General features: G+C 68.9%; 11 protein-coding genes, 1 tRNA gene and 1 pseudogene. 9 read left to right on the top strand and 4 right to left on the bottom strand.

All coding sequences use genetic code 11. The annotated features are described in order from the left end of the window. The first annotated feature begins 15 nt into the window (after nucleotides 1–15). From OHB49_RS26225 to OHB49_RS26240, 4 genes are all read left to right on the top strand, one after another. Nucleotides 16–540 (top strand): hypothetical protein, encoded by a 525-nt coding sequence (locus OHB49_RS26225; RefSeq protein WP_329163467.1) that lies wholly within the window; start codon nucleotides 16–18, stop codon nucleotides 538–540. 52 nt (nucleotides 541–592) lie between these two features. Next, nucleotides 593–2,089 (top strand): WXG100 family type VII secretion target, encoded by a 1,497-nt coding sequence (locus OHB49_RS26230; protein WP_329163469.1) that lies wholly within the window; start codon nucleotides 593–595, stop codon nucleotides 2,087–2,089. A 28-nt stretch (nucleotides 2,090–2,117) separates the two neighbouring features. Next, a complete protein-coding gene (gene mycP, locus OHB49_RS26235; RefSeq protein ID WP_329163471.1) occupies nucleotides 2,118–3,500 on the top strand; it encodes a type VII secretion-associated serine protease mycosin in 1,383 nt (460 codons plus the stop codon). Nucleotides 3,501–3,828: 328 nt separating this feature from the next. Beyond that, complete coding sequence (locus OHB49_RS26240; protein ID WP_329163473.1) at nucleotides 3,829–3,987, top strand: hypothetical protein; 159 nt, start codon at nucleotides 3,829–3,831, stop codon at nucleotides 3,985–3,987. Between the two features lie 354 nt (nucleotides 3,988–4,341). Here OHB49_RS26240 and OHB49_RS26245 read toward each other — a convergent pair whose 3' ends face one another. Beyond that, nucleotides 4,342–5,523, bottom strand: coding sequence for an acyltransferase family protein (locus OHB49_RS26245; RefSeq protein WP_329163475.1), 1,182 nt, complete (start codon nucleotides 5,521–5,523; stop codon nucleotides 4,342–4,344). Between the two features lie 569 nt (nucleotides 5,524–6,092). Here OHB49_RS26245 and OHB49_RS26250 point away from each other — a divergent pair. Then, nucleotides 6,093–6,218 (top strand): annotated as a pseudogene (locus OHB49_RS26250) (GntR family transcriptional regulator); the annotation flags it as partial. Between the two features lie 236 nt (nucleotides 6,219–6,454). Here the strand turns inward: OHB49_RS26250 and OHB49_RS26255 are convergent. Next, nucleotides 6,455–6,526 (bottom strand) — tRNA-Cys (locus tag OHB49_RS26255). Nucleotides 6,527–6,765: 239 nt separating this feature from the next. On the opposite strand from OHB49_RS26255, the gene OHB49_RS26260 reads away from it, so the two are divergent. The 4 genes from OHB49_RS26260 to OHB49_RS26275 all read left to right on the top strand — a co-directional run bounded on the left by OHB49_RS26260 (nucleotide 6,766) and on the right by OHB49_RS26275 (nucleotide 12,383). Then, nucleotides 6,766–8,229, top strand: coding sequence for an MFS transporter (locus OHB49_RS26260; protein ID WP_329163476.1), 1,464 nt, complete (start codon nucleotides 6,766–6,768; stop codon nucleotides 8,227–8,229). Between the two features lie 288 nt (nucleotides 8,230–8,517). Next, nucleotides 8,518–10,299, top strand: coding sequence for a DEAD/DEAH box helicase (locus OHB49_RS26265; protein ID WP_037852094.1), 1,782 nt, complete (start codon nucleotides 8,518–8,520; stop codon nucleotides 10,297–10,299). A gap of 508 nt (nucleotides 10,300–10,807) precedes the next feature. Further along, entirely contained in the window at nucleotides 10,808–11,449 is a 642-nt protein-coding gene (locus OHB49_RS26270) for an IclR family transcriptional regulator (RefSeq protein ID WP_030971111.1), read from the top strand. A gap of 145 nt (nucleotides 11,450–11,594) precedes the next feature. After that, on the top strand, nucleotides 11,595–12,383 hold the full coding sequence (locus tag OHB49_RS26275; protein ID WP_329163479.1) for a S16 family serine protease: 789 nt from the start codon (nucleotides 11,595–11,597) through the stop codon (nucleotides 12,381–12,383). A gap of 65 nt (nucleotides 12,384–12,448) precedes the next feature. Here the strand turns inward: OHB49_RS26275 and OHB49_RS26280 are convergent, their stop codons facing one another. Both OHB49_RS26280 and OHB49_RS26285 read right to left on the bottom strand, forming a co-directional pair. Beyond that, the gene (locus OHB49_RS26280) at nucleotides 12,449–13,741 is read right to left on the bottom strand and encodes an MFS transporter (protein WP_329163481.1); all 1,293 of its coding nucleotides are present in this window, start codon (nucleotides 13,739–13,741) and stop codon (nucleotides 12,449–12,451) included. 315 nt (nucleotides 13,742–14,056) lie between these two features. After that, nucleotides 14,057–14,665, bottom strand: a complete 609-nt coding sequence (locus tag OHB49_RS26285) for a winged helix-turn-helix domain-containing protein (RefSeq protein ID WP_030971102.1) — start codon at nucleotides 14,663–14,665, stop codon at nucleotides 14,057–14,059. Between the last annotated feature and the right edge of the window lie 79 nt (nucleotides 14,666–14,744).

Genomic DNA, 14,744 nt, shown 5'->3' on the forward strand with positions numbered 1-14,744 from the left:
ACGGGGGAGGGTGCTGTGCTGCCGAGTGACGCCGGGGGATCGGCGGAAACACCGGGCGGGCCGTTCGGGTCCGTCGTCGGTTTCGCGCAGAACGCGGTCGGCGAACTGGTCACCGAGCTTTCGTCGTTCACGAAGTTCCGCGACCGGATCGACGAACTCCTGCGCGACCTCAAGGCATCGCCCGCCGGACCGAAGAAGGTGGGCGAAGAGCCCATGGTCCGCACCCAGTTCGGCGGCGGCCACAGCGGTTGGGCCGAGGCGGCCGATCTGTTCCTCTCGTATCAGACGGTCATCACCCAGCTCGAATCGCTGTCGAAGCTGCTGTCGGACTCGATAGAGGGCATGGGCATCGCGGTGCTCGCATCCCACAAGGGCTACGAGAACCTCGACGTGGACATCCGGCGCCGCATGCTCGCGATCAACGACAACGCGCAGGAGCACTACGGGGGTTCGTACGACCCGACGGTGCCGGCCAAGCAGCACACCGACCAGGGGGCGGCGGCGAAGCCGGCGCCCGGCGAGTCCACCGGGACCATCTGACCGATGAAGACGACGATCAGCGGCTTGGCACGGGCATAGACGGGGGCACGAGATGGACCACGGGGAAAGCGGCTCGGGTACGCCGTTCGAGAGCATGTCCCACGAGGAGATGCTGACGTGGCTGGACCAGGCCAACAGCGGGGCGATACAGGGCGCGGCCGACCGACTGGTGAGCGCGGCCACGGAGATCCGCAAGATCGCGGAAGACCTGAAGGTCCGCCCGCAGTGGGTCGAATGGAAGGGCGAGGGCGCCGACGCATTCCGCACATGGAGCGCGGACCTGGCCAACTCCACGTTGCGCCTGGGTGATTACAGCGAGGGCGCGTCGAAGTGGCTGACGCAGGCTTCGAACGCGATTGCGTCGGCCCAGGCGGCGATCCCGCGCACCCAGGCCGGTGCACAGGCCAACTTGGACGCGGCGTTGGCGGCGCGCAATGACCCGGACGCGTCGGCGGTTGCGCAGAAGTCGGCCGAGACGCTGATCGCAACCCAGGAGGCGAACCGCCAGGAGGCGGCTGCGCAGATGCGGAAGCTGGCGCAGACGTACTCGTTGTCGGCGTCGCAGATGGACGGACTGGAGAAGCCGGCATTTCCGCCGCCGCCGCAGGCGATTGTGCCGCCTGACGAGGACCGTCGTGGCGGAGAAGGCGATGTGGGGCTTCGCGAAGCCGGGCAGAGTTCCAGTACCACGGGCAAGGATTATGGATTGGCGGCAGAGGGGCAGAGCCGCGAATCATCGGGCGGTGTGGCTACACCCTCAGGGAACACGGTGGCGTCCCAGTCATTGAGCCACGCGTCCGTGGCACGGCCGGTCGGCATGGGGATTGACGGAGTCGCCGCGCTCCAGGATCCCCCGTCAATTTCGTCCGTGCCCCCATCGGGCGTGCCCCGGGCAAGCCCGTCCGAAAGTATTTTTCCTGCAACGGGAGTTGTCGTTCCTCCCGCCTCTGGTGGCGGCCTCGCGATGCCATCCAGCACCGGTGGTGGAAGGCCAACTGGAGCCCTGCGCACGTCGACTCCGGGGACTGGCGCGGGTCCTCTCGGTTCTGGCGCGATCGGTCGGCCTTCTGGAGGTGGCGGAATCACCGGGGGACGTGCTGTTCCCCAGGCTTCAGGGCGTCCGGCGGGTGGAATTCCTCGTGGGACAGTGATCGGCGGCGAAGGGGGGCAGGGGCGAGCCTCGATGGGCCGTGTCATGGGCACGGGAGGCATGGGTACCGGCAACGCTCCCGGCCAAAGTGGGGTGAGCGGCGGCCGTCGTCTGGCAGGCGAAACGGGCGGCGTTGTCGGCGGTCGTTCTCAGCAGCCAGGCCGTACCGGAACGCGCCCATTCACGCCCGGGGGCTCCGGTTTGGTGAGGGCCGCGACGTCGACCGAAAGTGTGCGTGGCACTGGTTCTGTAGGGCGAGGTGCGCCGTTGTCTCCCCACGGTTCCCGGACGAGCGATTCGCGCCGAGACGCGGGCGGTGAGCGGCCGAACTACCTCACAGAGGACGAGGAAACCTGGCAGCAAGGCGCTCGACGCGTTGTCCCTCCAGTCATCGACTGATCAGCACAGCACTGGCAAAGGAATGCAGATGCGCACCAGCAGTAGAGGACTCACCCGACAACGAACCACGGTGTCGACCGTGTTGGGGCTACTACTGGTGGCCGTCGCTGCCACACCAGCACATGCGGACTCCGTCCGCTCCATGCAGTGGCACCTTGATGCCATGAAGGCCGAGGAGATGTGGGAGACGAGTACCGGTGACGGCGTCACCGTTGCTGTCATCGACTCCGGAGTGGACGCGACGAATCCGGACCTTGCAGGACAGGTTCTCAAGGGATTGAACCTGGAACACAATGTCTCAGGAGATGAATTCAAGGACTACAACGGTCACGGCACTGCAATGGCTGGCATCATCGCCGGGACGGGCAAAAGTCGTGATGGCGACGGGGCTTTCGGACTGGCCCCCGGGGCGAAGATTCTTCCTATTAGGATGTTCAACCCCACTAAGGCCGCGAACCAGGCATCAGCTGACCGGAAGTTCAATATTGACGCCCCCACCGCAATTCGGTATGCGGTTGACCACGGGGCGAAGATTGTCAACATTTCCCTCGGACATGAGACTGGGTCGCAGCAACTGACGGATGCCGTAAAATACGCGCTCGACAAAGATTCACTGATCTTCGCTGCCGTTGGAAACAGCGGTGACAAGGCGAACATGGTCGAGTATCCGGCCGGAACGCCAGGCGTCGTCGGGGTGAGTGCCATCGGCAAAGATCTCCGCAGGACGGATGAATCCCAGTACGGGGGGCAGGTGGACCTCTCAGCGCCCGGTGAAGACGTGGTCTATGCATGCGCAGGGGAGACTGGCGTGTGCCGGGGGCACGGCACAAGTGACGCGACCGCCATCGCCTCCGCCTCCGCCGCGCTCATCTGGTCCAAGCACCCGGACTGGACGAACAATCAGGTCCTTCGCGTCATGCTCAACACGGCCGGTGGCCCGACCAGCGGCGCTGAGCGCACCGACTACATCGGTTACGGCGTCGTGCGCCCCCGCATCGCTCTGAAGACCCCCGGTGACCCCGGCCCGGCCGACGAGTACCCGCTCCCCGATCTCGCGGCAGCCGAGAGTGCTCAGCCCTCAGTCAAGCCCTCCAAAGCGACCGGAAGTTCAGAGAGCGACGACAAGCCGGCCACTGCCCCGGCATCCGGCACCGACAGCAACACCGGTCTCTGGATCGGCCTCGGTATCGGTGTCGCCGCTCTCGTCGGCGCAGCGGTCACTGCCTTGGCCATCCGCTCCCGTCGCCGCAAGGCCGCCGCAGCCGCGCCGCCCGCGTATACGCACCAACCGCCGTACCCGTACCCGTCTCAGCACCAGCCCGCACCGTCGGCCTTCGGGCCCCCTCCCACCGCCCCTCCCGGCTCCAACTCGCCGCACGGAGGCCCCCCGAGGCAAGGCCCTTACGCCTGAATTCGCAAACGGGAGTTTGCGGACAAGGCGGTGTGCGGGTGTAAGGGTTCTGCGGGCATGACTTGAACGTGCTGCTCCACGCTTGCGCCCGTCAGATAGCGTTGATCTGCTCGGGCGATTCGCGTTGCCGGTTGTGCCCGTAACTTCACGCCGGCAACGAGTCCACCTGCGCGTGTGAGCAGAGTCTGAAACGGGGAAAGAGTGTCGTTCGACGAGGAATGGGCTGAGCTGCGCGCCGAAGCGGCGGCAAGGAATTGCGATCGATCGCGAACTGGCAAAGCAGGAAGCTGATTTCGATCGCACGGAGGAAGCGGAGAAGCGAACTCTGGTGAACGTCGGCCAACAGCGGGCCATATCTCCTCTGGACGCATACATTGCGGTGCATCCTGAGGTGGATGGAACCGATTGGTATCAAGATGTCTCCTTCGCCATAGAGGCCAAATATGGCACTGGCGACAACGAAGCCGATCAGACAGATGCGGATTGAGCGTGATGCTTCGGCTAAAACGGTTGTTGCGAGCCTGAAGTGCAAGAACAAGGTGATTCTGCCTGAGGCAGATGTCGTGATCCCAGAGAATCCTCGTCTCAAGTGAGGAAGAAGGCGGGGGCGGCGGGGCCGGGATGTTTTTGGTGCACGCGCTGGTGACGGAAGCTTCGCGCACAGGGTTCTGAACCTCCGCCGGACCCGGGTGAGGCAGTTTGTTCGGCGGGCGTGGCTTCTCCCAGGGCTCGGCATGCTCTGGCTCAGTGGCAGGACCCCCGATGCTCAGAGCACGGTCGCTCGGCACCGGGCACCACTCCTCGATGACGCGCTGGCAGCGCGACAGATGTATGGATGTGGCTACGGCGCCTTCGTGGCTGTGGTCGACTGCTCGGTGGCACTGCGGGGCGCCGGAATCGTCGCCGTCACCGTGGACGGGGCCGGTGCTGTGGTCGTCTCCGTGAATACCGGCTGCGGACGTGGCGGGGCAGGGGCGAACATCCAGCCGATGGACGGCCGGGTCAGTGGCTGAACCAGTCGGCGGACCGGCGGAGAGCCGAGCGTCATCGTCAGCAGGACCGCGCAGAGCACCAGGCCGACGATCTCGACGGGGGTATTCACTCGGGAGATCCAGCCGTGTTCCCGGAACGGCATGATGACCAACGGATGCAGCAGATAGATGGTGAAGCCGCCCGCACCCAACGCGGAGATCAGTGGCAGCCGCCGTCGGGGCATCAGCCTCAGCAGACAGAGCACCAGGGCCGCGGCCGAGGCCAGCACCAGCAGCCGGATGACCCAGGCCCATTCCAGGCTCATCGGATCGGCGACGGAGTAGGGGTGGCGCATCGACAGCCAGTTGCCCTTGATGTCCCGGTGCCACAGCCAACCGGCGACACAGGAGGCCAGAATGCCCGCGACCGCGACGGGCAGGCTCCAGCGGCTGGTGAACCAGGTGCGCAGATAGCCTTGGCCGATCCGCCAGCCGAGGTAGAACAACGGCATATAGACGAGGGTCCGGCTGGCGGAGAAGGCCATCCCGAACTCGTCGATGTACCCCACCGCGAGGGCGACGCCGGTGGTGACCACCAGCGGGTGACGCAGCTGCACCACCAGCGGCAGCAGCAGCCGCCAGAAGAAGAGGGACATCAGGAACCACAGGGTCCACGGCAGTTGGACGACATGCAGGGTGAACTCCGCGCCCAGCCAGCGGCTCTCCAGCGAGAACAGCAGACTGAACACCAGGGCGGGCAGCACGATGCTCTGCAACAGGGAGCGCAGGGGGCGGGTGCCGAGCGGACCCGGGCTGCTGAACACACCGGCCAGCATGACGAAGGCCGGCACTCGGAAGGCCCAGCTTGCGATGTGGAAGGAGTGCAGCACGTCCTCCCGCTCCATGATGCTGCCCACGGTGTGCAGAACCACGATCAGTGTGGCGGAGACGAACCGGGCGTTGTCCCACCATGGATCCCTGGCCCGTTCGGCCCGCGCAGTCCCTTGGGGACTGCCGGCGACGGTGGCGGATCTCGGGAGTGGCTGGGCCATCGCGGCGACGCTCCTGACAGCGGGCCGGCCGTGACATGGCCTGACGCACTGGTGATCGAATCGGGTGGGTGGGCAACACTGTGCCCGATCGTCGCGAAGGGCCCGGTTGCCGCTTCGGGTTCATACGGTGAACCCCGCATGTACATCAGGGGCAAGGGGTGCTGTGAGTGTGACGATGCTTGCGCCGGAGTATCAGGAGTGCGTGTCGGCCCCGGGGGCGGAAGCGGCGGCGGGCCCGGGGCGGGACGGGGGCACGGGACCTGGGCGTCTGGTTCGGCCTGGGCGTCGCCGCAGCGGCACTGATCGGCGCAGCTCTCGCTATCACGGTCATTCGTTCTCGCCGCTACAGGCGTGAAAGACGACTCTCGGTTCCGTCGGTGACCAGGTGGGCAGGTTGCCCGTCCGCCCCGCACCAGGGCAGTAATCGCACATGGCTAGTCCGGCTCACGTCATCAGCTCCTCAGTAGCTGCTGGCCATGCCCCGGGCCGGTCGCACGGTCGCGGGGGTGAGCGCTTGCTTCGGATCACTGCAGTCGCGCGGTGTACCGCGGATATCTAGCGTCAACTGCATGAGTGAGGATCTTGGCCGAACGCGCCCTGTATGGCGCCAGGTGGCGGCAGTGATCACTGCTCGCATCGCGGAGGGCGCTTACCCGGTGGGCGGAAAGGTCCCCAGCGTGGTGGAGCTGTCGACGGAATTCGGGATTGCGGCCTCGACGGCTCAGAAGGCGTTGACCCACCTGAAAGCTGAAGGGCATCCGTACCGAGGTCGGGCTCGGCTCGTTCGTTGCCGATGGGTCGTCGTAGCTCCGGTTGTGGCTTCGAGGCGACCTGGCCGTGGGGCGGAACCCGGGCGCGAAATAAGGTGGGGAAGCGGCCCGTTCGGAGCCGCTTCCCCACCTTCAGCAGATCCGCGTGACTCCCGGACCGGAGACCGTGACCGGATTCGAACCGGTGTAACTCGAGTTGCAGTCGAGCCCCTGAACCACTCGGGCACACGGTCGTGCGCTTCTTGCGTTTTTGCGTGTCCTGCTGATGCGTCGACCGTAGGCGCGGTGGGGGCGGGTGCTCAAGAGCGCGGGGCGGGGTGCAATGCGACTGCCATACGCCGTTCATGGTCGGCGCCCCGCTCCACGCCCGTTCCGCGCCCGTTCCGCGCCCCGGGTCCTACGACCAAGGGACCAGTGCGCGACCGACTCGCGACAGGCCTCAAAGCGGATCTTGCCCCTTACTCTTGTGCGCATGACCGCCCTCGAACCGCGTGACGCCGATGTCTCGCCCCATGCTGTGGACGCTCCCGTCGTCGCCGAATCCGAAGGGCTGCTCGGCCGGACCTATCGGGCGCTCAGCATCGGCATCGTCTCCGTCGTGTTCCTGATCGCCTTCGAGGCGACCGCTGTCGGGACCGCGATGCCGGTCGCCGCCCGTGAGCTGCACGGCATTCCGTTGTACGCGTTCGCGTTCTCCGCGTACTTCACGACCAGTCTCTTCGCCATGGTGCTCTCCGGGCAGTGGGCGGACCGGCGCGGGCCGCTGGCGCCGCTGGCCACCGGGATCAGTGCTTTCGGGGCCGGGCTGCTGCTGTCGGGGACCGCGGGCAGCATGTGGATGTTCATCGCCGGGCGGGCCGTGCAGGGACTCGGTGGCGGGCTGGTGATCGTGGCGCTGTACGTGGTGGTCAGCCGGGCCTATCCGGAGCGGATCCGGCCGGCGATCATGGCCGCTTTCGCCGCGAGCTGGGTCGTCCCGTCCGTCGTCGGGCCGCTCGCCTCCGGCAGCGTGACCGAGCATCTGGGCTGGCGCTGGGTGTTCGTCGGGATTCCGGTGCTGGTGGTCTTCCCGCTGGCCCTCGCGCTGCCCGAGATCCGGCGCATGGCGTCCGGGCCTGCCGACTCGTCGGCGCCCGTCGAACCGTACGACCGCCGGCGCATCGGTCTGGCGCTCGGCATTTCGGTGGGGGCCGGTCTGCTGCAGTACGCGGGGCAGGAGCGGAACTGGTTTGCGCTGGTCCCGGCCGCCGCGGGTGTCGCTCTGCTCGTTCCCGCCGTACGGGGGCTGCTGCCCGCGGGCACCGGGCGGGCAGCGCGCGGGCTGCCGTCGGTGGTGCTGCTGCGGGGGATCGCAGCCGGGTCGTTCATCGCCGCCGAGTCCTTCGTGCCGCTGATGCTGGTGACGCAGCGCGGGCTGTCCCCGACGATGGCCGGGCTGTCGCTCGCCGCCGGGGGCGGGACCTGGGCGCTCGGCTCGTACGTACAGGCCCGGCCGCGCCTGGAGCCGTACCGGGAGCGGCTGATGGTGGGCGGCATGGTGCTGGTCGTGGCGGCGATCGCGGGGGCGCCGTCGGTGCTGATCGCTTCGGTGCCGGTGTGGACGGTGGCCGTCGCCTGGGCCGTCGGGTGCTTCGGTATGGGCATGGTGATCGCTTCGACGAGTGTGCTGCTGCTGAAGCTGTCGGCGCCGGAGGAGGCGGGGGCCAACTCCGCCGCGTTGCAGATCTCCGACGGTCTGTCGAACGTGCTGTTGCTGGCCGCGGGGGGCGCGGCGTTCGCCGCGCTCGGCGGCGGTGCGGTGGGGGCGGCGCACGAGGCCGTGGAGGCGGGGGCGTCCGGGGCGCATCCGGGGGCGTTCGCGGTGGTGTTCCTGCCGATGGCCGGGGTGGCGCTGATGGGGGCGTGGGTGGCGGGGCGGGTGCGGGAAAAGGCGTAGTACCGCGTTGTCCCACGGCATACCGTTCAGCGATGCCGGTCCGAATCTGCGGTCCACCGACCGAAGAGCCGGGCCGTCCCGACATGCCCGGGATCGCTGCGGAACTGTCCGTGTCCGCTGCGTGGCCCTCCCTGTGAAGCGGGTCTCAACGGAGCCGAACCATGGTTCGTCCATACGGGGTTCCGGCCGGGCCCCCGGTAGGGTGGCCCGGTTGTCGTATCGCGTGCGAGCCCGTCCCGGCCCGTGCGGACAGCGCCCCACGTACCCGAGAGCCCCGAACCGGAGACCGTGACTACTACCGCCTCCCACCACCTCTCACCCGCCTTTCCCGGCCGCGCCCCCTGGGGCACGGCCGGCAAGCTGCGAGCCTGGCAGCAGGGCGCCATGGAGAAGTACATCCAGGAGCAGCCGCGTGACTTCCTCGCGGTCGCCACGCCCGGCGCAGGGAAGACCACCTTCGCGCTGACCCTCGCGTCATGGCTGCTGCACCACCATGTCGTGCAGCAGATCACCGTCGTCGCGCCGACCGAGCATCTGAAGAAGCAGTGGGCGGAGGCGGCCGCCCGGATAGGGATCAAGCTCGACCCCGAGTACAGCGCGGGACCCGTGAGCAAGGAGTACCACGGGGTCGCGGTCACGTACGCGGGTGTCGGCGTCCGTCCGATGCTGCACCGCAACCGGTGCGAGCAGCGCAAGACCCTCGTGATCCTCGACGAGATCCACCACGCCGGTGACTCGAAGTCGTGGGGCGAGGCCTGCCAGGAGGCGTTCGACCCGGCGACCCGGCGGCTCGCGCTCACCGGTACGCCGTTCCGGTCCGACACGAACCCGATCCCGTTCGTCGCGTACGAGGAGGGGAACGACGGGATCCGGCGATCCTCGGCCGACTACACGTACGGGTACGGGAACGCCCTCGCCGACGGCGTCGTCCGCCCCGTGATCTTCCTCAGCTACAGCGGAAACATGCGCTGGCGCACGAAGGCCGGTGACGAGATCGCCGCCCGCCTCGGCGAGCCCATGACCAAGGACGCGATCGGGCAGGCCTGGCGGACCGCGCTGTCGCCCACCGGTGACTGGATCCCGAACGTCCTCTCGGCCGCCGACAAGCGGCTGACCGAAGTGCGCAAGGGCATTCCGGACGCGGGCGGTCTCGTCATCGCGACCGACCAGGAATCGGCGCGCGAATACGCCAAGATCCTCAAGAAGGTCACCGGCGAGAAGGTGACCGTGGTCCTCTCCGACGAGAAGGCCGCGTCGAAGAAGATCGACAAGTTCAGCGAGGACGACTCGCGCTGGATGGTCGCGGTCCGGATGGTGTCGGAGGGCGTCGACGTGCCGCGCCTCGCGGTCGGTGTGTACGCCACCACCATCTCGACCCCGCTCTTCTTCGCCCAGGCCGTCGGGCGTTTCGTGCGGTCGCGTCGGCGCGGCGAGACCGCTTCCGTCTTCGTGCCGACCATCCCGATGCTCCTCGACTTCGCCAACGAGATGGAGGTCGAGCGGGACCACGTCCTCGACAAGCCCAAGAAGGGCAGCGACGAGGAGAACCCGTTCTCGGAGGAGGACAAGCTCCTCGCCGATGCGGAGCGGCTGGAGGACGAGGAGACCGAGGAGCAGCTGCCGTTCGAGGCGCTGGAGTCCGACGCGGTCTTCGACCGGGTGCTGTACGACGGTGCCGAGTTCGGCATGCAGGCGCACCCGGGCAGCGAGGAGGAGCAGGACTACCTGGGCATCCCCGGGCTGCTCGAACCCGACCAGGTGCAGCTGCTGCTCCAGAAGCGGCAGACCCGGCAGATCGCGCACAGCAGGCAGAAGCCGGCCGGGGAGGCCGACCTGCTGGAGAAGCCGGCCGAGGCCCGGCCGGTGGTCACGCACAAGCAGCTGCTGGGACTGCGCAAGCAGCTCAACACGATGGTGTCGGCGTACACGCACCAGAGCGGCAAGCCGCACGGTGTGATCCACACCGAGCTGCGGCGGGTCTGCGGCGGCCCGCCGAGCGCGGAGGCGACGGCCGGGCAGATCCAGCAGCGGATCCAGAAGGTGCAGGAGTGGGCCACGCGCATGACGTGAGGTCGTGAGGCCGCCCGGTCGTGAGGCCGCGCGGTGTCGGGTGCCGGTCGGGACGGGGACGGTGAGCCCCGGACCGGCCCCCGGCTCTGCCGTCCGGGGCCCGGCGACGGCGGTGGTCCGGGCCTCGCGAGGTCCTGACGGACAGAAAAATTGCGCCACATTCGTTCACGGTGAGTTAACGACGGTTCACTTCCGCACACGGAGCGTCGCGAAGGCGTCCGCCGACCTGGACGCGCGTAGATGGTCGGAACTCGATCGGCGCCGCGCTGACCGGCACTTATGCTTCCGAAGCACAACCGCATGTCAGTGGACGCCCGGATTCTGGACGAGGTCTTCCGCTGAGCGGACTGGCTCGCTACTGTCCCCAAAAAGTGAACGCCCCGTGGCAATGCCGCCGCGGAGCGCAGCCGGTGCCTTGGCCGCCGGCGGCCTCTCCGTGCGTCGCCGCTGGGACCGGCGACGCAACCTCCGTGAGAGTGCCGCCACTCACCAAAGAGGAGAGGGCGTCGTGACCGCGGAGACCTCCCAGACGCTCGACCGGGGACTACGCGTCCTCAAGCTGCTTGCCGACACCGACCACGGGCTGACTGTCACCGAGTTGTCCAACAAACTTGGCGTGAACCGCACCGTGGTCTACCGTCTGCTCGCCACTCTGGAGCAACATGCCCTGGTACGCCGCGACTTGGGCGGCCGGGCAAGAGTCGGCCTGGGCGTGCTGCGCCTGGGCCGCCAGGTGCATCCGCTCGTACGGGAGGCAGCGCTGCCCGCGCTGCGGTCCCTCGCCGAGGACATCGGAGCCACCGCCCACCTGACCCTGGTCGACGGCAGCGACGCGCTGGCGGTCGCGGTCGTCGAACCGACCTGGACCGACTACCACGTGGCGTACCGGGCCGGCTTCCGCCATCCCCTCGACCGCGGGGCCGCGGGCCGGGCGATCCTTGCCGCCCGGGCGAAGCCGGTGGCCGAACCCGCCTTCACCCTCACCCACGGCGAACTCGAAGCGGGCGCGAGTGGCGCTGCGGCGGCGCTGATGGGTGTGACGGGGGTCGAGGGCAGTGTGGGCGTGGTGATGCTCGCGGACGCGGTACCGGAGCGGGTCGGCCCACGGGTCGTCGACGCGGCCCGAGAGGTGGCGGACGCGCTGCGGTAGTGACCGGCGCCGTCCGGTGGCTGTGCTGACCACGAGCACCGGACGGGTCGGCCCGGCGGGTCGGGTGTCCTCGGGTGTCCCGGGGCGTCGGACGGGCCGGGGGTGGCCGCACCCGCCCTCCGCCCCCGGCGGCTAGATTGGGCGGGTGGTCACTCGTCTCTCGCGCCCCCGCACCCTCGCCCTCTGCGCTCTGCCCGTCCTCGCGCTGTTCGGCGTGGCCGCCTTCGCGCCGCTGCCGTTCACGCTGGCGCAGCCCGGTACGACCGCGAACGTGCTCGGGGACGTGCGCGGTACGCCCGTGATCAGCGTCGAGGGCACGCCGACGCGGTCCACCAGCGGCCAGTTGCGGATGACGACGATCATTGCGACCGGGCCGAAGGCGGACGTCGGCCTGGGAGATGTGATCGACAGCTGGTTCCGGACGGACCGTGCGGTCCTGCCCCGCGACTCGGTCTACCCGACCGGCGGCTCCGAGAAGGAGATCGAGAAGCACAACCTCGAGGACATGAAGAAGTCGCAGAACTCCGCCGTCGACGCTGCCCTGACGTATCTCGGAAAGCCCCCCGGCTCGGTGGACGTCACCCTGCATCTCGCCAATGTGGGCGGGCCCAGCGCCGGCCTGTTCTTCGCGCTCGGCATCGTCGACAAGCTCGACGGCAACGGCTCCGGCGGCGATCTCACCGGTGGCCGCACCATCGCCGGCACGGGCACGATCGAGGCGAACGGCGATGTCGGCGCGGTCGGCGGGGTCTCGCTCAAGACCCAGGCCGCCAAGCGCGACGGGGCGACCGTCTTCCTCGTCCCGAAGGCCGAGTGCAAGGAGGCGGGCGCCGAGCTCCCGAAGGGGCTCAAGCTGATCCCCGTCACGACGCTGAAGAGCGCGGTGTCCTCGCTGCAGGCGCTGGAGCAGGGCCACAAGGTCCCCAGCTGCTGACGCCGGCCCGGTGCGACCCGGTCGTGGCGATCCGCCCCGATCCGGTCGGTGTGCGGGCCGCCCGGCTACTCGCGTGAGACGTCCGCCTTCACCTCGGCGGCCGGGTCACCGCCCCGCGCCCCCTCGGACGGCCTGCCGTCCATCGTGCGCCACACGGGGAAGACCATCGGACTCACCGTCGCCAGCAGGTACACCCCACCCAGCGCCAGCAGCGCCCCGTCCACACCCACGCTCTCGACCAGCAGCCCCGCCACCAGCCCGCCCACCGGCAGTGCAAGCTCGCAGCCCGCGGTGATCGCCCCGGAGACGCGGCTGCGGAGCCGTTGCGGTACGCGTTCGTACATCACCGTGGTCAGGATCGGGTTCAGCACCCCACCCGCGAGACCGCCGAGCAGCATCGTCACGGCGAGCGGCAGCGTCGTGTCCGTCAGCGCGGCCACCACGAACCTCGGCCCGCCGCAGAGCACCACGCACACCGTGAACACGGCCCGCCGTGAGAACCGGTGCCCCACCGCTCCGTACACCAGCGCGCCCGTCAGGCCGCCCGCCCCGAACAGTGCGGTGAGCAGCCCAAGTTGGGTCGCGCCGCCCAGTTCACGCTCGGCGTGCACCGGAAGCAGCACGGCGTTCCAGCCCTGGTCGGTGCCGTTCATGAAGAGCACCATCACCACGACGGCCAGCAGCAGCCGGTTGCCGAACAAGTAGGTATAGCCCTCGCGCAGTTCGGCGCGGTACGTACGCAGCGAGACCGGCGCGGCCGACCTGCGCGGCTCGGCCGACCGTACCCCTCGTACGCCTGCCGCGATCAGCAGTGCGGACGCGCCGAACGTCGCGGCGTCCAGCAGCAGTACGGTCTCCGCGCCCACGAACGCGATCAGCACCCCGGCCAGCGCAGCCCCGGTCATCCTGGCGCCGCGCGAGGTTGCGTCGAAGAGGCTGGCGGCGCGGGTGATCGTGGTCCCGGCGTGTTCGGCGAGATCCGGCAGGAGGACGTAGCGCGCGGTGTTGCCGGGCGTGTGGACGAGTCCGTTCAGCGCCATCAGCCCGCAGAGCATCCAGAACTCGAGCGCCCCCGCGTAGTGCAGCAGCGGGACGGTGGCGATGGCGAGACCGCACACCGTGTCGGAGGCGACGGAGACCCGCCGCCGTCCTGCTCGGTCGATGACGGGTCCGCCGATCACCGCGGAGACGACGATCGGCAGCGTGGCGCAGAAGGCGACGACGCCGGCCCGGCCGGCGCTGCCGGTGGTCTGCAGGACGAACCACGGGACCCCGATCAGGGTGAGCGAAGTGCCCGCAGTCGATATGGAGTTGGCTGCGAGAAGGGCAGCGAGCGGTTTGCGGTTCCCCCCGTCCATGGCTAAGCCGTGCGAGGAGAGCTGGGGGCGGGAAGGCCGTGGCGGTTCGGTAGGACGTGCAGACCCAACTCGACCAGGGCCCATCCCAGGTGCATGCGGAGACTCTGCCGCGGTGACCGGCGGGGCCGACGGCACAGGCGGAACTCGGAGGCACGCTGCTGCAGTTCGGCGGAGCGGAGGTGGTGTAGCGGCAGGTGCATGTCAGGGTGCATGGCGAAGTCCTCTCGGGCGGCGAGGTCGGGCGGTGCGGACAGGCGGTGCGGCCGGGCGGTGGGGTCGGGCGGTGCGGACAGGCGGCGCAGCCGGGCCGTGGGGTCAGTCGGTGGGGCGCGGGAAGACGTGCAGATGGGTGCGGACGACGGCCGAGCCCTCGGTGTCCTCGGGGACCCGGTCCCGGTAGCTCTCGACCAGATCGTGGATCTTCTCGGCGAGCTCCAGCGAGAGCTCCGGGGTGAGCCGCAGCTTGAAGTCGCTCACGTCCCACGAGTGCTGCCACTCCTCGGACCACTCGTGCATGGTGCCGAGCCAGGTGTTCAGCTCCTGCGTGTGCGAGCCGGCGATCTCGTGCAGGACGACTCCCATGGCGCCGCGCACTTCGGGGTTCGGGTCACGCAGGAAATCCGCCGTCCGGTCGAACGCCGTCCCCTTGTGCACGGCTCGCCACCACCGCTCGCGTCCCTTGCCGAGCGTCGGGTCGTCCTCGACGAAGCCGTACGTGGCCAGTTGGCGCAGGTGGTAGCTGGTGGCGCCGCTGGACTCGCCGAGCCGGTCCGCCAGTCCCGACGCGGTGGCGGGGCCGAACTCCCGGAGGGTGTTGAGCAGGCGGAGCCGCAGGGGATGGGCGAGGCCGCGCAGGGTGCGGGCGTCGACGCGGTGGATGTTCGGGTCGAGCGGCTTCTCGCCGTCGGCTTCGTTCGCTGCCATGCTTCGACGATAGACATGCAAAGGTCTCTTTGCAACGCTTCTTTGCAACGAATCCTTTGTAACTTCTCGGCCGGTGCCC

This window comes from Streptomyces sp. NBC_01717 (assembly GCF_036248255.1).
Taxonomy (GTDB): Bacteria; Actinomycetota; Actinomycetes; order Streptomycetales; family Streptomycetaceae; genus Streptomyces.

Coding starts and splice junctions, on each gene's coding strand:
- OHB49_RS26230 (WP_329163469.1), top strand. CDS start 593: ATGGACCACGGGGAAAGCGGCTCGGGTACGCCGTTCGAGAGCATGTCC.
- mycP (WP_329163471.1), top strand. CDS start 2,118: ATGCGCACCAGCAGTAGAGGACTCACCCGACAACGAACCACGGTGTCG.
- OHB49_RS26245 (WP_329163475.1), bottom strand. CDS start 5,523: ATGGCCCAGCCACTCCCGAGATCCGCCACCGTCGCCGGCAGTCCCCAA.
- OHB49_RS26260 (WP_329163476.1), top strand. CDS start 6,766: ATGACCGCCCTCGAACCGCGTGACGCCGATGTCTCGCCCCATGCTGTG.
- OHB49_RS26280 (WP_329163481.1), bottom strand. CDS start 13,741: ATGGACGGGGGGAACCGCAAACCGCTCGCTGCCCTTCTCGCAGCCAAC.
- OHB49_RS26285 (WP_030971102.1), bottom strand. CDS start 14,665: ATGGCAGCGAACGAAGCCGACGGCGAGAAGCCGCTCGACCCGAACATC.